At 70.7% G+C, this 22836-nt stretch carries 24 protein-coding genes; 13 read left to right on the top strand and 11 right to left on the bottom strand.

What is annotated here, in order from left to right; genetic code table 11:
• Window positions 1-97: 97 nt before the first annotated feature.
• Together G515_RS0107410 and G515_RS0107415 are read right to left on the bottom strand one after the other, a co-directional pair.
• Window positions 98-340 carry an acyl-CoA carboxylase subunit epsilon gene (locus tag G515_RS0107410; protein ID WP_051217989.1) on the bottom strand — a complete coding sequence of 81 codons (243 nt, stop codon included), beginning with the start codon at window positions 338-340 and terminating at the stop codon, window positions 98-100.
• On the bottom strand, window positions 337-1950 hold the full coding sequence (locus G515_RS0107415; RefSeq protein ID WP_028659644.1) for an acyl-CoA carboxylase subunit beta: 1614 nt from the start codon (window positions 1948-1950) through the stop codon (window positions 337-339). Before G515_RS0107415 ends, G515_RS0107410 begins: the two co-directional genes overlap by 4 nt.
• Window positions 1951-2039: 89 nt before the next feature.
• Here G515_RS0107415 and G515_RS0107420 point away from each other — a divergent pair, with 89 nt between their 5' ends.
• The 7 genes from G515_RS0107420 (at window position 2040) to G515_RS20065 (ending at window position 8020) form a co-directional block, all read left to right on the top strand.
• Window positions 2040-2837 carry a biotin--[acetyl-CoA-carboxylase] ligase gene (locus G515_RS0107420; protein WP_245565284.1) on the top strand — a complete coding sequence of 266 codons (798 nt, stop codon included), beginning with the start codon at window positions 2040-2042 and terminating at the stop codon, window positions 2835-2837.
• A 90-nt stretch (window positions 2838-2927) separates the two neighbouring features.
• Window positions 2928-3425: a PH domain-containing protein gene (locus G515_RS0107425; protein ID WP_028659646.1), complete on the top strand. Its 498-nt coding sequence runs from the start codon at window positions 2928-2930 to the stop codon at window positions 3423-3425.
• 43 nt (window positions 3426-3468) lie between these two features.
• The gene (locus G515_RS0107430; RefSeq protein ID WP_028659647.1) at window positions 3469-4401 is read left to right on the top strand and encodes an adenylate/guanylate cyclase domain-containing protein; all 933 of its coding nucleotides are present in this window, start codon (window positions 3469-3471) and stop codon (window positions 4399-4401) included.
• Window positions 4402-4512: 111 nt separating this feature from the next.
• The gene (locus G515_RS20060; protein WP_036554869.1) at window positions 4513-4824 is read left to right on the top strand and encodes a winged helix-turn-helix domain-containing protein; all 312 of its coding nucleotides are present in this window, start codon (window positions 4513-4515) and stop codon (window positions 4822-4824) included.
• Window positions 4825-4893: 69 nt separating this feature from the next.
• Entirely contained in the window at window positions 4894-6108 is a 1215-nt protein-coding gene (locus G515_RS0107440) for a 5-(carboxyamino)imidazole ribonucleotide synthase (RefSeq protein WP_084653270.1), read from the top strand.
• A gap of 136 nt (window positions 6109-6244) precedes the next feature.
• Window positions 6245-6742 carry a 5-(carboxyamino)imidazole ribonucleotide mutase gene (gene purE, locus G515_RS0107445; RefSeq protein ID WP_028659649.1) on the top strand — a complete coding sequence of 166 codons (498 nt, stop codon included), beginning with the start codon at window positions 6245-6247 and terminating at the stop codon, window positions 6740-6742.
• A 54-nt stretch (window positions 6743-6796) separates the two neighbouring features.
• Complete coding sequence (locus tag G515_RS20065) at window positions 6797-8020, top strand: heparan-alpha-glucosaminide N-acetyltransferase domain-containing protein (protein ID WP_051217990.1); 1224 nt, start codon at window positions 6797-6799, stop codon at window positions 8018-8020.
• Here G515_RS20065 and G515_RS20070 read toward each other — a convergent pair.
• On the bottom strand, window positions 7953-8534 hold the full coding sequence (locus G515_RS20070; RefSeq protein ID WP_084653272.1) for an Lrp/AsnC family transcriptional regulator: 582 nt from the start codon (window positions 8532-8534) through the stop codon (window positions 7953-7955). The two genes, G515_RS20065 and G515_RS20070, sit on opposite strands and share 68 nt — an antisense overlap.
• A gap of 200 nt (window positions 8535-8734) precedes the next feature.
• Between G515_RS20070 and hppD the strand changes: the two genes are divergently transcribed.
• Window positions 8735-9940, top strand: a complete 1206-nt coding sequence (hppD, locus tag G515_RS0107460) for a 4-hydroxyphenylpyruvate dioxygenase (protein WP_028659650.1) — start codon at window positions 8735-8737, stop codon at window positions 9938-9940.
• Window positions 9941-10109: 169 nt separating this feature from the next.
• Here hppD and G515_RS0107465 read toward each other — a convergent pair whose 3' ends face one another.
• From G515_RS0107465 to G515_RS0107485, 5 genes are all read right to left on the bottom strand, one after another.
• A complete protein-coding gene (locus tag G515_RS0107465; protein ID WP_028659651.1) occupies window positions 10110-10550 on the bottom strand; it encodes a CoA-binding protein in 441 nt (146 codons plus the stop codon).
• A 209-nt stretch (window positions 10551-10759) separates the two neighbouring features.
• Window positions 10760-12361, bottom strand: coding sequence for a CocE/NonD family hydrolase (locus tag G515_RS0107470; RefSeq protein ID WP_036554752.1), 1602 nt, complete (start codon window positions 12359-12361; stop codon window positions 10760-10762).
• On the bottom strand, window positions 12361-12705 hold the full coding sequence (locus tag G515_RS0107475) for an AtuA-related protein (RefSeq protein WP_028659653.1): 345 nt from the start codon (window positions 12703-12705) through the stop codon (window positions 12361-12363). Before G515_RS0107475 ends, G515_RS0107470 begins: the two co-directional genes overlap by 1 nt.
• Entirely contained in the window at window positions 12702-14063 is a 1362-nt protein-coding gene (locus G515_RS0107480; RefSeq protein ID WP_028659654.1) for an acyclic terpene utilization AtuA family protein, read from the bottom strand. The genes G515_RS0107475 and G515_RS0107480 overlap by 4 nt, the downstream gene beginning before the upstream one ends.
• Window positions 14060-15466 carry a CitMHS family transporter gene (locus G515_RS0107485; RefSeq protein WP_281168291.1) on the bottom strand — a complete coding sequence of 469 codons (1407 nt, stop codon included), beginning with the start codon at window positions 15464-15466 and terminating at the stop codon, window positions 14060-14062. The genes G515_RS0107480 and G515_RS0107485 overlap by 4 nt, the downstream gene beginning before the upstream one ends.
• Before the next feature lie 53 nt (window positions 15467-15519).
• Between G515_RS0107485 and G515_RS0107490 the strand changes: the two genes are divergently transcribed.
• Window positions 15520-16500 (top strand): LysR family transcriptional regulator, encoded by a 981-nt coding sequence (locus G515_RS0107490; RefSeq protein ID WP_281168292.1) that lies wholly within the window; start codon window positions 15520-15522, stop codon window positions 16498-16500.
• Here the strand turns inward: G515_RS0107490 and G515_RS0107495 are convergent.
• Window positions 16466-17146: a TetR/AcrR family transcriptional regulator gene (locus tag G515_RS0107495; RefSeq protein WP_028659657.1), complete on the bottom strand. Its 681-nt coding sequence runs from the start codon at window positions 17144-17146 to the stop codon at window positions 16466-16468. The genes G515_RS0107490 and G515_RS0107495 overlap by 35 nt on opposite strands.
• A gap of 111 nt (window positions 17147-17257) precedes the next feature.
• On the opposite strand from G515_RS0107495, the gene G515_RS0107500 reads away from it, so the two are divergent.
• From G515_RS0107500 to G515_RS0107510, 3 genes are all read left to right on the top strand, one after another.
• Entirely contained in the window at window positions 17258-18427 is a 1170-nt protein-coding gene (locus G515_RS0107500; RefSeq protein WP_028659658.1) for an acyl-CoA dehydrogenase family protein, read from the top strand.
• Window positions 18428-18503: 76 nt separating this feature from the next.
• Window positions 18504-19070 carry a DinB family protein gene (locus G515_RS0107505; protein ID WP_028659659.1) on the top strand — a complete coding sequence of 189 codons (567 nt, stop codon included), beginning with the start codon at window positions 18504-18506 and terminating at the stop codon, window positions 19068-19070.
• 60 nt (window positions 19071-19130) lie between these two features.
• Window positions 19131-19886: a dienelactone hydrolase family protein gene (locus tag G515_RS0107510; RefSeq protein ID WP_036554754.1), complete on the top strand. Its 756-nt coding sequence runs from the start codon at window positions 19131-19133 to the stop codon at window positions 19884-19886.
• A gap of 64 nt (window positions 19887-19950) precedes the next feature.
• Here G515_RS0107510 and G515_RS0107515 read toward each other — a convergent pair whose 3' ends face one another.
• Together G515_RS0107515 and G515_RS0107520 are read right to left on the bottom strand one after the other, a co-directional pair.
• A complete protein-coding gene (locus tag G515_RS0107515) occupies window positions 19951-20835 on the bottom strand; it encodes a crotonase/enoyl-CoA hydratase family protein (RefSeq protein ID WP_028659661.1) in 885 nt (294 codons plus the stop codon).
• Window positions 20832-22151 carry an LCP family protein gene (locus G515_RS0107520; RefSeq protein ID WP_028659662.1) on the bottom strand — a complete coding sequence of 440 codons (1320 nt, stop codon included), beginning with the start codon at window positions 22149-22151 and terminating at the stop codon, window positions 20832-20834. The genes G515_RS0107515 and G515_RS0107520 overlap by 4 nt, the downstream gene beginning before the upstream one ends.
• 129 nt (window positions 22152-22280) lie before the next feature.
• Between G515_RS0107520 and G515_RS0107525 the strand changes: the two genes are divergently transcribed.
• Complete coding sequence (locus G515_RS0107525; protein WP_028659663.1) at window positions 22281-22805, top strand: acyl-CoA thioesterase; 525 nt, start codon at window positions 22281-22283, stop codon at window positions 22803-22805.
• Window positions 22806-22836 lie beyond the last annotated feature (31 nt).

The following is a 22836-nucleotide window of genomic DNA, read 5'->3' on the forward strand; positions in this document are numbered from 1 at the left end:
AGTGGACATGTCCGCCGGAGTCAGGCGCCACGTCCGCCGAGCTCGTCGAGGCGAGGCAGGACGAGTTCGGCGGACGAAGGGTGGGCCGGGTGGTGGGTCAGCCGGGGAGGCCGCTGGCCCGCCAGGCGCCGGGACCGGGGTGCAGCGGGACGCGCACCCGGTGACCCGGGGAGGCCCACAGGGAGCGCCGCTTGGGCGCCTCCGGGGCGGCCGGGCCCAGCGCGGAGAAGACCGCGACGAGCGCCGCGACCTCCTCCGGCGTGGCGTCGGGGTTGACCACGCGCAGCACGGGCGTGCTGGCCTCGGGACCTGCCTGGGAGCCGGTGTCGGAGCCGGTCACAGCGGGATGTTCCCGTGCTTCTTGGCCGGCAGGGTCTGCCGCTTGGTGGCCAGCAGGCGCAGCGAGCGGACGATCTCCAGCCGGGTCTCGTGGGGGTGGATGACCGCGTCGATGTAGCCCCGCTCGGCGGCGATGTAGGGGTTGGCCAGGGTGGTCTCGTACTCGTCGATGAGTTCCGCGCGGCGGGCCTCGACGTCGCCGCCGGCCTTCTCGACGGACTTGAGCTCACGGCGGTGGATGATGTTGGCCGCGCCCTGCGAGCCCATCACCGCGATCTGGCCGGAGGGCCAGGAGACGTTGATGTCGGCGCCGAGGTGCTTGGACCCCATCACGTCGTAGGCACCGCCGTAGGCCTTGCGGGTGATCACGGTGACCAGCGGAACGGTGGCCTCGGCGTAGGCGTAGATCAGCTTGGCGCCGCGGCGGATGATGCCGTTCCACTCCTGGTCGGTGCCGGGCAGGAAGCCGGGCACGTCGACGAAGGTGAGCACGGGGATGTTGAAGGCGTCGCAGGTGCGCACGAACCGGGCCGCCTTCTCCGAGGCGTCGATGTCCAGGCACCCGGCGAACTGCATCGGCTGGTTGGCGACCACGCCGACCGAGCGACCCTCGACCCGGCCGTAGCCGACGATGATGTTCGGCGCGAACATCGACTGGACCTCGAGGAACTCCTCGTCGTCGAGGACCGCCGAGATCACGTCGTGCATGTCGTAGGGCTGGTTGGGGCTGTCGGGCACCAGGGTGTCCAGCGAGCGGTCGAGGTCGGTGATCTCGAGCTCGGCCGGGTCGTCGAAGACCGGGGCCTCGTCCAGGTTGTTCTGCGGCAGGTAGGACAGGAGGGCCTTGACGTAGTCGATGGCGTCCTGCTCGTCGGAGGCCATGTAGTGCGCGTTGCCCGAGCGGGTGTTGTGGGTGCGCGCGCCGCCGAGCTCCTCCATGGTCACGTCTTCACCGGTGACGGTCTTGATCACGTCCGGGCCGGTGATGAACATGCCGGAGGTCTTGTCGACCATCACGGTGAAGTCGGTGACGGCGGGGGAGTAGACGTGCCCGCCGGCGCAGTTGCCCATGATCATGCTGATCTGCGGGATGACCCCGGAGGCGTGCACGTTGCGGCGGAAGATCTCGCCGTACAGCCCCAGGGAGACGACGCCCTCCTGGATGCGGGCACCGGCGCCCTCGTTGATCCCGATGATCGGGCTCCCGGTCTTGATCGCGAGATCCATGACCTTGGTGATCTTCTCGCCGTAGACCTCGCCCAGGGAGCCACCGAAAACGGTGAAGTCCTGGGAGAAGACGCACACCTGACGGCCCTCGACCGTGCCGTAGCCGGTGATGACGCCGTCGCCGTAGGGGCGGTTCTTCTCCAGACCGAAGTTGGTCGACCGGTGGCGGGCGAGCTCGTCGAGTTCGACGAAGGAACCTTCGTCGAAGAGCATCTCGATCCGCTCTCGGGCGGTGTACCGCCCCTTGGCATGCTGCTTCTCGACTGCCTTGGCCGATCCGGCGTGGATCGCCTCGTCGAGTCGGTGCTCGAGGTCGGCGAGCTTGCCGGCTGTGGTGTGGATGTCGATCTGCTCGCCGACGTTCTCGGTGTGCTGGGCGCTCAACGGGTCTCCCTTGCTGGCCTGCGTGGAATGCGTGGGCCAATCTAATGCCCGTGACCGACGATGCGATGAGACGCCCACCACATTCACCCTTGGATCGCGCTCGATTGGGTGCCCACGGCGCCGACGGCGTGCGTTTCGAGGTCTCCGAGGCGACGCCCTCCACCAACGCGATCGCCTCCGAGCGGGCGCGCGACGGGGCGGCCGAGGGGTTGGTGGTGGTGACCGAGCACCAGACCGCCGGGCGGGGGCGGCGGGACCGCTCCTGGGAGACTCCGGCCGGCGCCGCGCTCACCTTCTCGGTGGTGCTGCGGCCGAACCTGCCGGCCGGGATGTGGCCGTGGCTGCCGCTCGTGACCGGGTACGCCGTCACGAAGACCCTGATCGGGGCCGGCTACCCCGCCGGCGTGAAGTGGCCCAACGATGTCCTGATCACCTCCGAGGAGACCGGTGAGGACCGGAAGGTCGCCGGGATCCTGGTCGAGCGCGTGGAGGCCGGCGACGGGCCGGCCGCGGTGGTCGGCATCGGACTCAACACCGGGTTGAGCGCCGCGGAACTGCCGGTGGCCACCGCGACCTCGCTGCTGATCGAGTCCGGCGTCGAACCCGATCGCACCGACCTGCTGCTCACCCTGGTGGCGACCCTGCTCGAGACGTACCAGACCTGGCAGCTCGGGGGCCCGCCCGGACACGAGCGGCTGGCCGCGTCGTACGCCGCCACCTGCGTGACCCTCGGACGGGCCGTGCGGGTCGAGCTGCCCGGCGACAGGACCCTGGTCGGCACCGCGACCGGCATCGACACCGGAGGCCGGCTGGTGGTCGCCGGCCCGGATGGTCCGACCCCGGTCGGAGCCGGCGACGTGGTGCACGTCCGCCCGGTCGCCGGCTGACCGGGCCCCGGGATGCACGTGTGGAGACGGTGTCCGTAGCCAGCGCCGGGCTGGGTGTGGGGGACTGGGAGCAGGTGACATGATTCACCTGTGGCCATCTCGCAGAAACTGCTCAACGACGGGGAGAGCGTCGTGCTCAGCATGCGCGCACATCCCAAGGTCCTCTTCGGCCCCGCCGTGGTGCTGGTGCTGCTGGTCATCGCCGCGGGCGTGATCGAGTGGTTCGTCGACGTCCGCCTTGTCAGCATCATCATCTGGGCGGGAGTCGTGGTCGCGGCCGTCTGGTGGGTGCTCGGCCCGGTGGTCGAGTGGTTCTCCTCGGTCTACGCGATCACCGATCGCCGGCTGATCACCCGCCGCGGGATCATCACCCGCAAGGGCCACGACATGCCGTTGGCCCGGATGAGCGATGTCGCCTACGAGTTCGGGCTGATCGACCGGATGTTCGGATGCGGCACGCTGATCATCAGCGATGCGAGCACGTACGGTCAGATCAAGTTGCACGACATCCCCGACGTCGAGCAGACCCAGCGGCGGCTCAACGACCTGATCCACGACACGCACCGGTCCGGGGGCGAAGGTGTCTGAGGGCCGACCCCAGGACGACACCGGGCGCAGCGACGGTGGCGGCGTGCCCGCACAGAACATCACCGCCGAGGAGGTCGCCGATCGCGTGGGCATCCCGGTCGAGACCGCGCGCCGGCTGTGGCGGGCCCTCGGCTTCCCCGAGGCCGACGACCAGGCGGTCTTCACCGAGGAGGACATCGCCGCCCTCGGCACCGTCACCAAGGTGATCGACGAGGGCGTGGTCGACACCGATCTCGCGGTCGCGCTGGCCAGAGCGCTGGGGCAGAACATGGCCCGGCTCTCCGACTGGGAGGTCTCCACCCTGCTGCACAAGGTCGAGGAGATGGACACCGGCGAGGTCCCTCCGGCGCGGGTGCTGTCCACCGCGATGGGGATCGCCGAGGACTTCCAGAAGGCATTCGAGGAGCTGATGCTCTACGCCTGGCGCCGGCATCTGGCCGCCGCCGTGGCGCGGGCCGAGGCCGCCCAGGCCGCCGAGCACGATCTGCTCACCACCCAGGCATCGGTCGGCTTCGCCGACATCGTCAGCTTCACCGCCCTGTCCAATCAGTTGACCCAGGACCGCATCGGCGACCTGGTCGAGGTCTTCGAGTCCCGCTGTGCGGACGTCGTGGCGATGCAGCGAGGTCGGATCATCAAGAGCCTGGGCGACTCGGTGCTCTTCGTGAACCCCGATCCGGTCGCGGCCTACGACACCGCCGAGGGGATCATCAACGTCATCGGGCGCGACTCCCGGATGCCGGATGTCCGGGTCGGGCTGGCCACCGGCTCGATCATCACCCGGATGGGCGACGTCTTCGGCCCCCCGGTCAACATGGCGGCCCGGCTCACCGCGGTGGCCCGGCGCAACCGGATCATCATCGACCACGCCACGGCCGAGCTGCTGCCGGCCGACGAGTTCGAGACCCGGCGCCTGCCGGCCCGCCCGGTGCGTGGATTCGGCCTGGTCGAGCCGGTCGCCGTACGCCGGAACTGACCGGTCGCGGAGTGCCCCGAAGCTGTGACCGCTAACATGTCACGATGAGGACACTGGCCAGATCGGGCATTCCTTTGCCTTTGCTCGGCGGGCGGTTTTACCGTGACGGGCGTGATTGAAGTACAGGAGATCCGGATCGATCCGGACACCCGTCGGGCCTGGCGTGGCGAGGAGGAGATCACCCTCTCCCGCAAGGAGTTCGACCTGGTCCACAAGCTCATCTCGCGGGCCGGCGAGGTCGTCTCCCGGGAGGAGCTGATGCGCGATGTGTGGCACGCCAACTTCTGGACTTCGTCGAAGACCATCGACGTGCACCTGGGGTGGGTCCGCCGCAAGCTCGGCGACGACAGCCGCCACCCGCACCTGATCACCACGATCCGGGGCAAGGGGCTGCGGTTCGAGAGGGGCGACGTCGCGGTCTGAGGCGACCGGCAGCGCACCAGCCGGAGAACCGATGTCTCCCGGCGGACGCCGGGTGCATACGCTTGGCCCGTGCCCAACGCTGGATCGACGAACGCAGCCAACACCGCACCCCTCAGCGGCACCGCCCCGCTGGTGGCGGTCATCGGAGGGGGCCAGCTGGCCCGGATGATGGCGCAGCCGGCGATCGGCCTAGGTCTGCCGCTGCGCCTGCTCGCCGAGGCCGAGGGAGTCTCCGCCGCCCAGGTGATCCCCGATCAGCTGGTCGGGGACTACCGGGACCTCGACACCCTCCGCACCGTCACCCAGGGGGCCACCGTGGTCACCTTCGACCACGAGCACGTGCCGACCGAGCACCTCCACGCCCTGGAGGACGACGGGCTGGCCGTCCGCCCCGGACCCGAGGCGCTGGTCTACGCGCAGGACAAGGGTCGGATGCGGCAGCGGCTCACCGAACTGGGCATCCCGTGCCCCCGGCACGCTCTGGTCGCCACCGCCGAGGAGGTCGCCGAGTTCGGCTTCCCGGCGGTCCTCAAGACCACCCGGGGCGGGTACGACGGCAAGGGGGTGTGGGTGGTGCGCTCGGTGGAGGAGTGCGCCGATGCCTTCGCGGCCGCCTCGGCCACCGGCGTCCAGGTGCTCGCCGAGGAGCTGGTCGACTTCCGTCGTGAGCTGTCCGCGATCGTGGCCCGTTCGCCCAGCGGCCAGGCGGCGGCGTACCCCGTCGTCCAGACCACGCAGTTGGACGGCATCTGTCACGAGGTGATCGCGCCCGCACCGGAGCTCTCCGAGGAGTTGGCCGGTCGGGCGCAGCAGATCGCCCTCACCGTCGCGGGCGAGCTCGGCGTCACGGGCATCCTGGCGGTCGAACTGTTCGAGACCACCGACGAGGCCGGGCGGCCGCAGGTGCTGGTCAACGAGCTCGCGATGCGCCCGCACAACACCGGGCACTGGAGCCAGGACGGTGCGGTGACCTCGCAGTTCGAGAACCACCTGCGGGCCGTCCTGGACCTCCCGCTCGGTTCGCCGTCCCCGCGGCAGCCCTGGACGGTGATGGTCAACATCCTCGGCAGCCCCGACCCCGAGGTCGGTCACCTCTACGACGGCTACCCGCACGCGCTGGCCCGCGACCCGCAGTTGCGCGTCCACCTCTACGGCAAGGACCTGCGGCCCGGCCGGAAGGTCGGGCACGTCAACGCCTACGGTGACGACCTCGAGGACTGCCTGGAGCGGGCCCGCCACGCGGCTGCCTGGTTCCGTGGCGACCTGGGCAACGACAGCGACTGAGCGGATCGGCCGCCGGGCTCGGAGGCCCCGGCTGGGGCAGATCTGGGTCACATCTGGGGTAGGCGGGCGCGTGGAGGTGGACCCGCCCCGCCCGGGTAGCGGTGGGAGCCGGACCGCGGATCGCTACGCTGCGTCCATGAGCGCACGCGTGGGCATCGTGATGGGGTCCGACTCCGACTGGCCGACCATGAAGGCCGCCGCGGAGGCGCTGGCCGAGTTCGGGATCGAGTATGAGGCCGACGTCGTCTCCGCCCACCGGATGCCGGCCGAGATGATCGAATACGGCGAAGCCGCGCACGGGCGCGGGCTGGGCGTGCTGATCGCCGGGGCGGGCGGTGCCGCGCACCTGCCCGGCATGCTCGCGTCGGTGACGCCGCTCCCGGTGATCGGGGTGCCCGTGCCGCTGAAGTACCTCGACGGCATGGACTCGCTGCTCTCGATCGTGCAGATGCCGGCCGGTGTGCCCGTGGCCACCGTCGGTATCGGCAACGCCCGCAACGCCGGCCTGCTGGCCGCCCGTATCCTCGCCGCCACGGACCCCGAGCTGCAGCAGCAGATGCTCGACTTCCAGGAGTCGCTGCGCCGAGCCGCCCACGCCAAGGGCGAGGTGGTGCGCCGGGAGGCGCACGCCTGAGAACTGCCCGGCCGGCGTCCCCGGCCGAGGAGCATCGAGACGAGAGGGATCGCCGTGGTGCGGATCGGAGGGCGACTGGTCGGCCTCGACGTCGCCAGGTGTCTCGCCCTCCTCGGGATGATGGGCACCCACGTGCTCGACGCGCGTACGCCGACCGGTGGGCTCACGCTGGTGCATCTGGTCGCCGGCGGCCGGGCCTCCGCGCTGTTCGCGGTGCTCGCCGGGGTGAGCCTGGCGCTCATGACGGGTCGCGCCACGCCTGTGCTGCGGGGGGCGGATCGTCGTACCTGGGCGGTGTACGCCGCCGGCCTGGGGATCCGCGCGCTGCTGATCGCGATGATCGGCCTGGTCCTGGGCGCGCTCGACACGGGGATCGCGGTCATCCTGACCTACTACGGGGTGCTGTTCTGCTGCGGTATCCCGTTCCTCGCGCTGCGGGCTCGCACGCTGGCGATCGTCGCGGCCGCGTGGGTCGTGGCCGGCCCGGTGCTCTCCCAGGTGCTGCGGCCCGAGCTGCCGGAGAGGGGCGTGGAGAGCCCCTCCGTTCTCCAGTTGACCGACCCGCTGCAGATGCTCTCCGAACTCTTCGTCACCGGCTACTACCCGGTGATCGCCTGGATGCCCTATCTCCTGATCGGGATCGCGCTGGGCCGCCTGGAGCTGCGCAGCCCCCAGGTGAGCGCGATGATCGCGATCCTCGGCGCGGCGGTCGCGACCTCGGCGCTGGTGCTCTCCACCTGGCTCACCGGTCGGGCGGGCGTGGCAGGGACGCTGGCCGACGAGCTCGGTCTCCCGGCGGGCACGGACGTGTTCCGAGCGATCGAGTCCGGGATGTACGGCAACACCCCCACCGGCGGGTCGTGGGACTGGCTGCTCGTGGTGGCGCCGCACTCCTCCACGCCGTTCGATGTGGCGCAGACCCTGGGCAGTGCGCTGCTCGTGATCGGGCTGTGCCTGCTGGTCGCGGGCGCACTCCCGCCGACCGGCGTGGTGGCGACGGCGGTCTTCTTCGGTGCCGGCCGGATGACCCTGACCCTCTACACCCTGCACGTCGTGATGCGCATACCCCAGGTACCGCCCGCGGACACGCCCGGTTCCTTCGGGTGGCACGTGCTCGTCGTGTTCGGGATCGGCGCGGTCTGGGTGGCGCTCGGTTGGCGCGGACCACTGGAACGTCTGGTGGGCTGGCCCTTCGAGCAGCTCCGGCGGCTCACCCGGCCGAACCCGCCGAACCCGTCGGCTCCGTCGGTTCCCGGGAGCCCGACCCCGGCCGGGTGAGCGCTCGATAGGCGGGGGCCCGCGGCGTACCGGCCCGGCCGGCGTCGGTGGTGCGGAGCAGGTCGAGCACCCGGGGTTCGATCAGCACCGAGAGCGCGACCACGCTGGTGGAGCGTACGACGGCCGCCGACTGGTCGATCCGCACCAGCACGTCCTGGAGTTGGGTGTGCGAGGCGGTGGCGACCCGGCAGAGCACGTCGGCCGACCCCGTGGTCACGTGCGCCTCGAGCACCTGCGGGATGGCGGCGAGATCGCGGCGGACCTGATCAAGGGCGCCCTGGGAGATCTCCAGGGTCACGAACGCCTGGACCGAGAACCCCGCCGCGGCGGCATCCACGGTCGGCGCCCAGTCGCGGATCACGCCGGACTCACGCAGCCGGCGCAGCCGGCTCTGCACCGTCGCCCGGGCGACGCGGGTCACCCGGGAGAGCTCGAGGTCACCGATGCGCGGCTGCTCGTACAGGGCCTCGAGAAGGGCGAGGTCGAGTTGGTCCAAAGGGGTGTCGGCGTCCATTCGTCCACCCTAGGGTCAGCGGCGGCATAGATCGGCAGATTGCGTACTTGACTCGACTGTCTGATGAACGAACTGAGCGGAATGCCGACCACTAGCTGGACAGGTTGTCGACCGCGCTGAGGCTCACTTGAATGTGGGGAGCGGGCTGCGGTGCCCGCCCGAGTCACGCCGCCCGACGGCCCGACGACGAAGGAACCGACATGTCCCTCGCAGACACACTGACCGACGAGGAGCGTCTCGCCGAGCTCGACCTGGACACGCTCAAGCAGCTGGTCGGGTTGGTGGAGTACGACGCCGCCGAGGATCCGTTCCCGGTGACCGGGTGGGATGCGGCGGTGTGGGCGGTCGGCAACGCACCGCAGACCGCGCACTACTTCCAGTCCGCCTACGGCATGGAGCTGGTCGCCTACTCCGGTCCGGAGACCGGCAACCGAGACCACCACGCCTACGTGCTCCACAGCGGGGCGGTCCGCTTCGTGATCAAGGGCGGCGTCGACCCGTCCAGCCCGTTGATCGCGCACCACGCACGACACGGCGACGGGATCCTCGATGTCGCTCTCGAGGTGCCCGATGTGGACGCCTGTATCAAGCACGCGCGATCGGTCGGCGCCGTCGTACTGGAGGAGCCGCACGACCTCATCGATGAGCACGGCACGGTGCGGATCGCCGCGATCGCGACGTACGGCGAGACCCGGCACACGCTGGTGGACCGAAGCCGCTACCACGGCCCGTATCTGCCTGGGTACGTCGCCCGCACCTCGACGTTCCGGCCCCGACCGGGCCGTCCGAAGCGACTCTTCCAGGCGCTGGACCACATCGTCGGCAACGTCGAACTCGGCCGGATGGATGAGTGGGTGGCCTTCTACCAGCGGGTGATGGGGTTCACGAACATGGCCGAGTTCATCGGCGACGACATCGCCACCGACTATTCAGCGCTGATGTCGAAGGTCGTCGCCAACGGCAACCACCGGGTCAAGTTCCCGCTCAACGAGCCGGCCGTGGCGAAGAAGAAGTCGCAGATCGACGAGTACCTCGAGTTCTACCAGGGGCCCGGCGCCCAGCACCTGGCGCTGGCGACCTCCGACATCCTCGCCACCGTGGACGCGCTCCGGGACGAGGGGGTCGAGTTCCTGGCCACCCCGGACTCCTACTACGAGGATCCGGAACTGCGGGCCCGGATCGGCACCGTCCGCGTGCCGGTCGAGGAGCTGCAGAAGCGCGGCATCCTCGTGGACCGCGACGAGGACGGCTACCTGCTGCAGATCTTCACCAAGCCGATCGGCGACCGGCCGACGGTCTTCTTCGAGCTGATCGAGCGGCACGGCTCGCTCGGCTTCGGCAAGGGCAACTTCAAGGCGCTCTTCGAGGCGATCGAGCGCGAGCAGGAGGCTCGCGGCAACTTCTGAGCTGCCGCGATTGTGGGGGGCGCCCCGACCGTTCAGGCTCCCGGAGCCGGACGGTCGGGGCGTCGTGTCCGGAGCGAGGGTCGCTCCGCTCGTCCGCCCGTTGTTCGAAGCCGTGAGAGGTCGGGACCGCTACGGGGTCGACCGGTTCGGCGTTCTGATCCTGGGCCGATCAGCCGGCGTCGGCCGCAGCGCGCAGATGCCACTGCTGCGAGGGGCACACGTCCATCACCATCGGTACGCCGGCCGCGGTGGTCCGCGCGTAGGCGGCCTCGTCGATCACGCCCATCTGGAACCACACCGCGCCCGCTCCGGCCGCCACTGCCTGGTCCGCAATCTCGCCGGCCGCCTCGGAACGCCGGAACACGTCCACGACGTCGACCTCGAAGGGGATGTCGGCGAGGGTGGCGTAGGCCTTCTCGCCGAGCACCTCCAGCCCGCCGTCGGCGGCCTTGGGGTGCACCGGCACGATCCGCTTGCCGTGCTCCTGGAGTTCCTTGGCGATGTGGAAGGCGGTGCGATACGGGTCGCCGGAGAGGCCCACCACCGCCCACACCTCGGTCTCATCGAGCAGTCGGTCGATCCTGGCCTGGTCCTTCCACGGTGCGCTCATGTGCGGTCAACCCCGAGGGTCGCTCGAGGATTCCCTGCCGGTGCAGGTCCCCCCTCCGGTCGGACCGCCGCCGGACCGCCGCCGGAGCGCCGCCGGACCGCCGCCGGACCGCCGCCGGACCCGCTGGCCCCTCGTGACCGCCTCCGCGGAGAAGGGGGCTGCCGGACCGCCGCCGACCCCTCCTGACCGCCGCCGCGGAGAAAGGCGGATCAGCGGAGGGCGCCCCGCCCCGCAAGGACCGGGACCATCAGCGACGATCCACCGGCGCCGAGGCTGATGCCGACCTCACCGGCCGGTGCGGTGGAGTCGATCTCGGGGTAGTCGTCGCTGGAGACCCGCAGCACGAGCCGGTGGCCGGCCTTGAGTCGGTAGTGGGCCGGCCAGATGTGGACGTCGAGGTCATAGGCGCGTCCCGGACGGACGGGTGTGACCTCCGCATGCGAGTTCCGGTGGCTGGCCTTGAGCCAGCCCTCGGTGACCCGGGTGCGCGAACCATCCGGCGCCTCGTCGTACAGGACGGTCGCCAGGTGCCCCTCGGTGGCCGTGAACCGAGCACGCAGTCGGGCCTCCGGCGAACCGGCGATGACCACATCCCTCGCCACGGGTGCGCTCGCGAAGGTCAGCTTCTCGCCGTCCTCCGGCGCTGAGGTGTCGGTGTTGACCGTGTAGGTCGCGACGCCGGGCTTGCCGCCGCCGCGCCGCAGGCGGCCTTCCGCGCCCAATGCCAGGTCGACGCGGCGGGTGCCTGATGGCGGCCACTGATCGTACTGTTGCCAGCCGGTGCCGGCGCCGGCGCCGGGGCCGGGGCCGGGGCCGGGAGTCTCGTACGACGTGACCTTGGCGCGGGGGAGAGGAGCGTCATCGCCCCGCAGCCAGTGGTCCCACCAGGCGAGGTAACCGCCGCGCCCGATGTCACCGTGTTGCCCCTCCGGGTATCCGTGTGTCCAGGGCCCGGAGACCAGCCACACGTTCCTCGGCCGAGCCTGTTGGTTGCCGATCATGCCGTCGCGGTAGCGGTCGTACCAGCCGTTGATCTCCAGCGTCGGGACGGTCAGCTTGTGCCATCTGGACTTGACGCTGCGGCCGGCCCAGAAGCGGTCGTAGGTCGGGTGGGCCGGGTAGGTCTCCAGCGTCTCGGGCGCCGTCGCCTCCTGCCAGCTGCGGATCTGGGCGTTCGGGATGCCACCGCGGTAGATCGTGTTCTCATACCAGTCCGAGAGTCCCATGATCGGGATGGTGGCGCGCAGGCTCGGTGGCTGGTTGACCGAGACCAGGAGCGTGCTGTGAGCGCCGTAGCTGAGGCCCATCTGACCGATCTCGCCGGTGGAGGAGGGACGATCGGCCAGCCACTCGATCACGTCGTAGTTGTCCCGCTGCTCCTGGGGGCTGAATGGGTCCAGGTGGCCGGGTGACTCCCCAGAGCCCCGCGCCTGACATACCAGCGCCTCATAGCCTCGTTCGACGAAGTAGCCGGCGCCCTCCCCGAAGGCGGCGGCGTTGTCGGCGTACGCGGTGTACTCGTAGACGATCCCCGGGAACCTGCCCGGTGCGGGGGTGGCCTCGTCCGTACCCGGTCGATAGAGCTGGCAGGCGAGCCGGCTGCCGTCGCGTACCGGGACCCGCAGGTCCTGGCGAACGCTGGTGTAGGTGGCGGGGCGGTCGTAGCCGAAGAACGGGTCGTCCGGAGTCGTGCGTGGGTCGGGTGCGACCGACGACGCGGCGGAGTCGAGTCCCGCGCCCTGGGCCGAGGAGGGGGTGGTGAGCGTCGCGGTGGTCGCCAGTGCGACCGCCGCCCCGAGAACGCGCAGCATCAGTGGTCTCCTTCATGGGTCGGATCCTCGAGGGGCAGGGTGAGCAGGTGATAGGACAGCGACTTGCCGTGCCCGTCCAGGCCGGCGTAGCCGGTCACGCCGCCGCCGAGGACCTCGGGGATGCGGAAGACCAGGGCGCCCAGGCCCGGCAGCACCGTGCGGGTCACCTCGCTGTGGATGCCGAAGTGCCGGGCCACCCGGCCGGGGAGGAGGTCGCGCTGGAGCAGGACGAAGTCGTCGGGGGTCCGTGCGATGACGGCGAGGATGAGGGTGTCGCCCTTGTCCCCGGCCCGGACATCGGCCACGTCGTCGACACGAATCTTCGGTGGGCTGGCGGAGGTCATCGGTTCTCCTGCACGGTCGCGGTGGGCTGGACCAGGTCGCGCGGGATGAGGCACGAGCGGACCTGGACCGTCTCGGTGGAGCTCTTCCGAGCGCCGCCACCGCCCGCCGGACCGTTGGTGTAGAGCGACTCGACCTCCCACCCGACGAGCTGCGCGAGTTCGGCGCCCGAGGTGTGAGCGGCGACCCGGAGGCGGACCTCGGGGACGGAATCGGGCGCGGGGGCCAGCCCCCGGAACGCCGCGCCGGTCCCGATCAGCTCGACGGTGATCGCGTCCTCATTCAGCCCGTGCACGTCGCGGAGTCGCTCGCGCACGATGTCGCCGGCCAGTCGCGCCCGGTCGAGAGCCCGGGGGCCCGCGTAGCTGATCTGCCCCTCGCCGAGCCAGCCGCCCCGGAACCCCAGCGTCACCTTGAGCTGGTCGGGTCGCGGGCCCCCGGTGGCACCCTCGACCCGGACGGAGTCCTCACCGAGAGCGGTGAAGCGGACCCTCGAGAAGTCGGCGGTGACGTCGGGAGTGAGGTACGCCGCCGGGTCGTCGACCTCGTAGAGCAGTTGCTCGGTGCAGGTCTGACGGTCGAGCCGCCCGCCGGTGCCGCTCAGTTTGCCGAGCACCGCGCCGCCGTCCGCAGCGACCTCGGCGAAGGGGAAGCCGAGCCGCGCCAACCCTGGCACGGGCTTGGTCACGGGGTCCGCGAAGTAGCCGCCGGTGAGTTGGCCGGCGCATTCGAGCAGGTGGCCCAGCACCGTGCCGGTGCCGAGGGTGGGCCAGTCGTCATCCCGCCACCCGAACTCGTGGCTCAGTGGGCCCAGATACAGCGAGGGATCCGCGACCCGGCCGGTGACCAGCACCTGCGGCTCCTCCTCCAGTGCGAGGCGGACCGCGTCGGAGCCCAGGTAGGCGTTGGCCGACAGCAGCTCCTCCGAGGACTCGGACAGGGGGACGCCGGTCTCCCAGACGACCGGGTCGAGGCGGCGTACCGCAGCCAGGACGTCGTCGCCGGTGAGAGCAGCCACGCGCAGCGGCAGGCCGAGGTCGCGGGCGACTCCCAGCACCACGTCGGCGGCGGCTTCGGGGTTGGCGGCGCCGGAGTTGGTGATGATCCGAGTGCGCCCCAGATCGGCCGCAGGAAGCACCGCGCGCATCCTGGTGCCGAGCAGCGGGTCGTACCCCGCGCGTGCGTCATGGAGGCGGCGGAGCTGTCCGGCGGCGACGGTGCGCTCGCCGAGGCATTCGAAGACGAGATAGTCGAGGTCTCCGCGACGGGCCAGATCGACGGCCGGGTCGAGGCGGTCTCCGGCGAAGCCGGCGCCGGCGCCGAGCCGGAGCGGGCCCGACCGGGGTGCGCGCGCGCTCATCCGGCCCACACCGGGATGACGCCGGTCACGAAGGCCACCGCCAGCATCACCAGCGACACCAGCCAGGCCCAGCCGAGGAGGGCGCGGATGTGCTTGCCGATCTCCACGCCGCCGAGTCCGACGAGCAGGTAGAACGAACCGGTCAGCGGGCTGATCGGGAAGCCGAGGGTCTCCTCGCCGATGATCGCCGCCTGGGAGATGTCGGCTGCGGATACTCCGGCGACCTCGCCGATGCCGATGAGGACCGGCAGGACCCCGAAGTAGAACGGGTCGGGTCCGAACACCAGGCTCATCGGCACGGCGAGTACGCCGACGATGAGTGGTAGCGCGGGGGCCGCGCCGCCGGGGAGGACGTCGGTGGCCGACTTCGCCATCGCCTCGATCATGCCGCTGCCCTCGAGGATCCCCAGGAAGACACCGGCGGCCAGCAGGGTGGTGGCCATCAGCATCGCGCCCTTGGCATGGGCCTCGATCCGGTCGGTCTGAGCGTGCAGACCGGGGTAGTTCACCATCAACGCGATGACGACCGCGATCAGGAAGATGAGCTCCGGGGTCGTGACCGCGCTGATCAGGGCAGCGATGGCGAGCAGGGTCAGCAGGACGTTGAACCAGAACAGTCGCGGTCGGCGGAGTGCCCGGTCCTCCTCGCTGAGACTCAGCGTGGGGTCGGGGGAGGTGGCCGTCGCGGTGTCCGAGTGGCCGACCGGGGACCCGCCGAGCGCCGCCGTCCCACCGGAGGACACGGTCACCGTCTCGGTCGATGAGGCCAGTCGGCGGGTCTCCCTGCGGCCGAGGAACCAGGCGATGGCCAGGCAGGTCAGCATTCCGACGACCTGGGCGGGGATGAGCGGGACCCAGAGCTCGTTGGCGGGAACGCCGGAGGTGGTGGCCGCGCGCGCGGTGGGACCGCCCCACGGCAGGATGTTCATCACTCCCGCACCGAGGCCGACGCAGGTCGTCAGAGTCAGACGACTCATCCCCAGACGGTCGTAGAGAGGCAGCATCGCGGGGATGGTGATCAGGAAGGTGGTCGCGCCGGCGCCGTCGAGGTGGGCGGCCATCGCCAACATGGTGGTGGCCAGGCAGACGGTCACGGGTGCGTTGCCGGCGAAGGCGACGATGCGCCGGATGATCGGGTCGAACATCCCGGCATCCCGCATGACCCCGAAGTACACGATCGCGAAGACGAACATGGCCACGGTGCCGACCACCCCGCCCAGCCCGCCGGCGACGTACTCGCCGATCTCGGTGGGGGAGAGGCCGGCCAGGAGCGCGGTCACGACTGGCACACCGGCGAGGGCGACGACGGCCGCGACCCGATTGGCGAGGAGGAGGGCGAGGATGACCGCGATGGTCACGAAGCCCATGAGCGACAACATGCGTTCGAGTGTGAGGGCGGTCACTTAGCGGCGTCCAACACCAGTTAGGGATAGATTGATGCGCTGTGACGATAGATGTGGGAATCAGGCACCTCCGGGTCGTCGTGGCAGTCGCTGATGCCGGTGGCTACACACCGGCGGCTCGGAGCCTCCACCTGGCCCAGTCGTCGTTGAGCCGCACGGTGCAGGAGGTCGAGCATCGTCTCGGGGTCCGGGTCTTCGAGCGGACGACGCGGCGGGTTCGACTGACTCGCGACGGCGAGGAGCTGGTCGCCGTGGCTCGCCGGGTCCTCGACGAGTTCGACGCCGCGCTGCGACACGTCGAGGGTTACCTGCAGGGAAGTCGAGGCGCGGTCTCGATCGCGGCGCTGCCCTCCCTGGCGGCCGTCCTGCTGCCGGAGGTGCTGGCGACCTTCCGGGGCGAGCGTCCGGATGTGAGCGTTCAGGTCCGTGACGGGCTCTCCCAAGAGGTGCTGGCCCTGGTGTCCAGTGGTGCCGTCGATCTCGCCGTGACCGTGACCGCGACAGTGCCCGACGGCCTCGCGGTCCAGCACATCGCGGTCGACCGCTTCTCCTGTCTCGTGCCCGATCAACATCGCTTCGTGGCTCAGGACGAGGTTCACTGGCACGAGTTGGCGGGTGAGGACTTCGTCGCCTTCGATGCGAGTTCGAGCATCAGGGCCTACGTCGATCGGACGCTGAGGGATCTCGGGGTCGAACTCGGAGCGGTCACGGAGGCGCGGAACGTGGGTGCCGTCGCCGGGCTGGCCTCAGCGGGACTCGGGGTCACGGTGGCGCCGGGGCTGGTGGTGCCGATGATGTCCTTCGCCCCGCTGCACATCCGACCTCTGGTCTCACCCGTCGTCGAGCGGGACATCTGCGTCATCCATGATCCGCGACGCCCCCTGAGCCGGGCGGCACTCGCTCTCCAGGAATTGCTCCTGGGTGCCGGCGGGCTCGCGCTGCGCCCGCCTCGCGATGTCAGGTGGGTGGAGCGCGCGGCCCGGCCCGGAACCGGTCGGGTCACTCCCCGAGGAGTCGCTCCAGGTCGGGGATGAGGTCCTCGAGTTCGCGGGTGGTGCGGAGGACGACGACCTCACGGGCCTCACCGTGGCGCGTGGACGGGGGTGAGGGTGTGCCGCCTCGCCACAGTCGCCCGGTGAGATCGAGCACCGCGTCCTCCAGGGCGGTCTCGGGATCTTTCGCAGCGCCCTGGAGCCAGCCGCGCAGCACGTGGTTGTGGGCGGTGACCACCGCATTGGCCAGGACCTCGGCGAGCAGGTCGTCGGGGTGGCCGAGCGTGTCGGTCCAGGCGCGGATGTGACGCTGGAAGAGGCGCTGGTAGCGGCGCTGGCCGGCGATCTCGGCATCGCGGAGCGAGCGAACCGTGCGGGTGAGTCGATACCTCTCGCGAGCCAGGTCGCCCTCGTCGAGGTAGTGCCGCAGCACGATCCGGGCGGCCTCGTGCAGGGCGATCGCCGCCGTCATGGGGCCCGCAGCGACGAGGCGCCCGTCGACGGCGCCGAGGATCGCGTCGTGGTCGGGGAAGACCACCGACTCCTTGGTGGGGAAGTGGCGGAAGAACGTCGTACGACCGACGCCGGCATGGCTTGCGATCTGGTCCACGGTGGTCTGTTCGAAACCCTGGCCCGCGAACAGGTCGAAGGCCGCTCGGACCAGTCGGTCGCGCGCACTGGCTGCCATGCGCTCCTCCTCGGGTAGGGGGTTGCGTCGGGATCGTTGGCTTGATCATCACCTACGGTACTCAGTACCATCAAGTTAGGATTGAGTACCGCCGATGGAAGAAGGACGACGATGACCGACTACCCGCTGTACGCGCTCTCCGAGGAGCACCAGGCGATCCGCGAGGCCGTGCGCGAGATCTGCGATGCCAAGGTGGCGCCGTACGCCGCGGAGGTCGACGAGGAGGCGCGCTACCCGCGGGAGGCCGCCAAGGCACTGCTCGACGGTGACTTCCACGCGCCGCATGTCGCCGAGGAGTACGGCGGCGCGGGGGCCGACGCGCTGGCCACCTGCCTGGTCATCGAGGAGATCGCTCGGGCGGACGTGTCGGCCTCGCTGATCCCGGCGGTCAACAAGCTCGGCTCGCTGCCGCTGATCATCGGCGGCAGCGAGGAGCTGAAGCGGAAGTACCTCACCAAGTTGGCCGCCGGTGAGGGCGGCTTCTCCTACTGCCTCTCCGAGCCCGACGCCGGCTCGGACGCTGCCAACCAGAAGACCCGGGCCGTGCGCGACGGCGACTTCTACGTCCTCAACGGCGTGAAGCGGTGGATCACCAATGCGGGTGAGTCGGAGTTCTACACCGTGCTCGCAAGCACGGACCCGGAGAAGCGCTCGCGCGGCATCTCGGCGTTCATCGTGGAGAAGTCGGACGAGGGCGTCTCCTTCGGCGCCCCGGAGAAGAAGCTCGGCATCAAGGGCAGCCCCACCCGCGAGGTCTACTTCGACAACGTCCGCATCCCCGCCGACCGTCTGATCGGTGAGGAGGGACGGGGCTTCGAGTACGCCATGGCGACCCTCGACCACACCCGCGTCACCATCGCCGCTCAGGCCGTCGGCGTCGCCCAGGGCGCCCTCGACTACGCGATCGGCTACGTCAAGGAGCGCCAGCAGTTCGGCAAGGCGATCGCCGAGTTCCAGGGACTGCAGTTCATGCTCGCCGACATGGGGATGAAGGTGGAGGCCGCCCGCCAGCTGACCTACGCCGCCGCCGGGCGCTCCGAGCGCGGCGACGCCGACCTCACCTTCTTCGGCGCCTCGGCCAAGTGCTTCGCCTCCGACGTCGCGATGGAGGTCACGACCAACGCGGTCCAGCTCCTCGGCGGCTACGGCTTCACCCGCGACTACCCGGTCGAGCGGATGATGCGCGATGCCAAGATCACCCAGATCTACGAGGGCACCAACCAGGTGCAGCGCATCGTGATGGCGCGCCAGTTGCTGGCCGGGGTGCAGTCCGAGCTCTGATCGACCCGGGCCGATCCGCTCGCCGCCGTTGGTGACGCGGACCCGCCTTGTCCTCTCGAGGTTGCAGACTGGTCGCATGACCGACCTGGCGTGGAACCCTCAGCTCGTCGATCAGCTCGTCTGGCACTGGAACCACCAGGTGCGGGCACGGTTGGAGGGCCTCACCGACGAGGAGTACTTCTGGGAGCCCGCAGCGGATTCCTGGAGCGTGCGGCCCCGCGGCACCGGCGTGGCACCGGTGCAGGCTGGGGCGGGGTCGATGACGATCGACTTCGCCTTCCCGCAGCCGGAGCCGGCGCCGTTCACGACCATCGCCTGGCGGCTCGGCCACGTGATCGTGGGCGTCCTCGCGATGCGCAGCGCCTCCCACTTCGGGCGGGAGCCGACCGACTACGACTCCTTCGAGTACGCCGGGACCGCCGCGGGTGCCCTCGTCCAGCTCGACGAGGAGTACGCGCGCTGGGTCGCCGGGGTGACCGCCCTGGGGGAGGAGGGATTGGCGCGGCCGTGTGGCCCCGCGGAGGGCCACTACGCGGAGGCGCCGATGGCGACCCTGGTGCTCCACATCCATCGTGAGCTGATCCACCACCTGGCCGAGGTCTGCCTGTTGCGCGACCTTCACGTCCACCTGCCGAGGCCGTAGGTGCCCGACAACCCCGTCCGCCTCGGCACCGCGGCAGGGTGCCGGAGTAGGTTGCCCGGCATGGCTGAACTCATCGAGATCACGACCGCCGACGGCACCGCCGAGGCCTACCTCTCCCGGCCCGCGGGCGAGGGGGCCCGTCCGGGCGTGCTGTTCTTCATGGATGCGATCGGGCTGCGGCCGCGGATCGCCGAGATGGCCGACACGATCGCGTCGTGGGGCTACGTCGTGCTCGCCCCCAATCTGTTCTACCGCGACGGGTCCATGGCCGACCTGGCCCCGGCCGGTGACCTGCGTGAGGCCGGCAACCGCGAGGCGTTCTTCGCCGGCGGGGTCCGGCAGCGGATCGCGCACCACACCGCGGAACGCGCCGCAGCGGACGCGGAGGCCTACCTCGCCACGCTCGACGAGTACGCCGACCGGGGTGGCATCGGGGCGACCGGCTACTGCATGGGCGCCCGCCACGCGACCCGGCTCGCCGGTCAGTTCCCCGGCCGGGTCAGGTCGGTAGGCAGCTGGCACGGCGGTGGGCTGGTCACCGAGGACGCCGACAGCCCCCACCTGGCCATCGCGGGAGCCTCGGCCGAGTTCGCCTACGGCCACGCCGACGAGGATCCGTCGATGCCGCCCGCGGCGGTGGCCGCGCTCGGGGAGGCCCTGGCCGCGACCGGCCGCCCGTTCGTCAACGAGGTCTTCCCCCACGCGCCGCACGGCTACACGATGAGCGACACGTCCTCCTGGCAGGAGGCGGCCACCGAGCTGCACTTCGCACATCTGCGGGCGCTGTTCGAGCGCACCCTGAGCAGCGCATCCTGAGCGCCGCCGGCTGCGTGCTCGGCCGGAGTGATTCGGCCGAGCACGCAGCCGGCGTTCGGGCAGCTCAGGCGGGGAAGACCCGCGGAAGCTCGGCGGCCCGTCCGGTGAACACGGCCGGGCGCTTCTCCAGGAACGCGGCGACGCCTTCCTTGCCGTCCCCGACCGAGGTGTGCCACATCGCCAGGGAGTCGGTGAGGTGCGCGTCGAGCGGCGAGGAGGCGGCCACGTTGCGCTGCAGCATCTGCCGGGCGAGGCCGAGGGCGACCGGGGAGTGGCCGACCACGAACCGTCGGGCGAGCTCGTAGGCCGCGGGGAGGAGGTCCTCGGGTTCGTGCAGGCTCCTGACCAGCCGGCCCTCGTGGGCCTGCTCTGCGGTGAGGATGTCGGCCGTGTAGACCCACTCCAGCGCCTGCTGGAGACCGACCAGACGGGGCAGGAAGAAGCTCGAGCACGCCTCGGGGACGACGCCGAGACGGCCGAATACGAACCCGATCCGGGCCTTGGTCGAGGCCATCCGGATATCCATCGCCAGGGTCATGGTGGCGCCGATGCCGACGGCCGCCCCGTTGATCGCGGCGATGACCGGCTTGGGCAGCGCGTGGATCGCGAGGGTCACCTTGCCGCCGGTGTCGCGCACGCCGTCGGCGTACTCGGGGTGCTGGTCGGGGTCGGCGAGGTGGGCGCGCAGTTCCTCCGGTGTGGGGGAGAGCGACTCGTCGAGACCGAAGACGTTCCCCTCCGATCCGAGGTCCATCCCGGCGCAGAAGGCTCGGCCCGCTCCGGTCACGACGATCGCCTTGATCTCCTCGGCGTAGGCCCGCTCGGAGAAGAAGTCGAGCAGTTCGCCGGCCATCACCAGGTCGAAGGCGTTCAGCGAGTCGGGGCGGTCGAGGGTCAGGGTGGCGATGCCGTCCTCGTCGACGGACACGCTCAGGGTCTGGTAGGTCATCCGGTCACACTCTTCGGAAGGCCCGTGGGCGTGCACAGCCCAGCGGGGATGTCGTCGGTCTGGTCATTGATGATGTAGTCGAACATCTCGGCCGACCGCTCCTCGTCCCACTGCACGGACAGGTCCGAGATCGGTACACCGCAGGTCATGCCGCTGCTGCCGATCCGCGACATGGCCAGCGCCCACCGGCCGGCATCGATCGGGCCCATGCCCTTGCCGACCGCGAACGCGTCCGGCATCGCGTGCGCGAGGTTCCAGTAGCGGAACGGGTTGAGGAACGTGGACACGCTCAGCACCTCGTCGCCGATCGCGCCGACGACCTCGCGCTGGTGCTGGGCGCGGGTGATGTCGCCGTACTGTGGGTCGGTCTTGCGGGAGCGGGCGTAGCCGAGGGCGGTGGTGCCATCGACCTCCTGGCAGCCCTCCTCGATGTCCAGCCCGGCGTCCTTGTCCTTCATGTCGAAGGTCGGACACACGGTGATGCCGCCGACCGCGTCGACCAGACCGACGACCCCGCCCATGCCGATCTCGACGTAGTCGTCGACCCGGATGCCGGTGTTCTGCTCGATCGTCTCGGTGAGCAGCTCCGGCCCGCCCCAGGCGAAGGCGGCGTTGATCTTGCTGGTGCCGTGCCCGGGAACATCGACCTGGCTGTCCCGCGGGATCGACATCAACAGGCTCTTCCCGCTGCCCACGTGCAGCAGCATGATCGTGTCGGTGCGGCTGCCACCGGCGTCGCCGGTGCTGAGTTCCTTGCGCTGCTCCTCGCTGAGCCCGGCGCGGGAGTCGGTGCCGACCATCAGGTAGGTGCGCCCCGGCTGGGACTCGGGTCGCTCGCCCTCCGGCTCGTAGTCGACCTTGGACACGTCGGACCAGGCCATGATCGGCACCACGACCAGGAAGACCAGCCAGGCCACCAGCAGCACCACGATGACGCGGCGGATCGTCTTCCACGAGGGACGCCGGCGCCCGCCGCCACCGCCCTTGGACGGCGTGGGGGTGGGGGCGATCGGCGGCGGGGTCTCGTCGCGGGAGGAGGAGGCCGGCGCCGGCCGGGACTGCTGTGCCGCGGGTTGCGCGGCACGGTCGCCCGACTGCTGGCCCGACTGTGGGCTCGGCTGCCGGCCCGGCTGTTGCCCGGCGGATCCGGGCCGCTGCTGGGTCGGCATCATCCGGGTCTCATCGGGCCGCGGACGGCGGATCGGGCGGGTCTGGTCGCCGGTCCCGCCCTGATCGTCGCCCTGCCCCCTACCGGGGTAGAGCCAGTCGTAGTCCGGGTCGTCGGGGGTGTCGCCGCTGCGGGGCCGCTCAGCCATGGCACGAAAGTAGCCGCCGAGCCCGCACAGCGCCGAGTCGGCGCATCCATCCCGACTCGTGCCTCCGGACGGATGCCCGGGGGATGAACAGGGGATGGGGCGGGTCGGGGGAGTCGCTACGGTGCAGGCGTGAGTGAGCCTGTCGAGTCCGGTGGGGCGGTCCGGACGCCTGCGTATTCCCGCGTCTCGCTGGCGGTGCCGATGCGCCTTCCGGAGGCGAACTTCTCCGGCAACGTGCACGGCGGCGAGGTGATCAAGCAGGCAGACAGCACCGCGGGTGCGGTGGCGCGGCGGCACTGCGGCAACCGAGTGGTCACGGCGTACGTCGACGACATCGTGTTCCTCCAGCCGGTCCGGGTCGGGGACATCCTGCACACCTCCAGCCAGGTCAACTGGGTCGGCCGCAGTTCGATGGAGGTCGGTGTGCGGATCGAGGCGGAGCCGATCGGGGAGCTGACCGGACGCCGGCACGTGGCGACGGCGTACTTCCTGATGGTCGCGGTGAACGAGGAGGGCCGGCCCGTGCCGGTCCCGGAGCTGGTCGTCGAGACGGCGGAGGACCAGCGGCGACAGCGGGAGGCGGAGATCCGACGTACCCACCGCCTCGCCCGCAAGGCGGAGATCGAGGCCGGGCGAGGGCCCACACCCGCCTGATCGAACGGCCCGCGGCGGTGGCCGCGGGTGT

This window comes from Nocardioides insulae DSM 17944 (genome assembly GCF_000422825.1).
Taxonomy (GTDB): Bacteria; Actinomycetota; Actinomycetes; order Propionibacteriales; family Nocardioidaceae; genus Nocardioides; species Nocardioides insulae.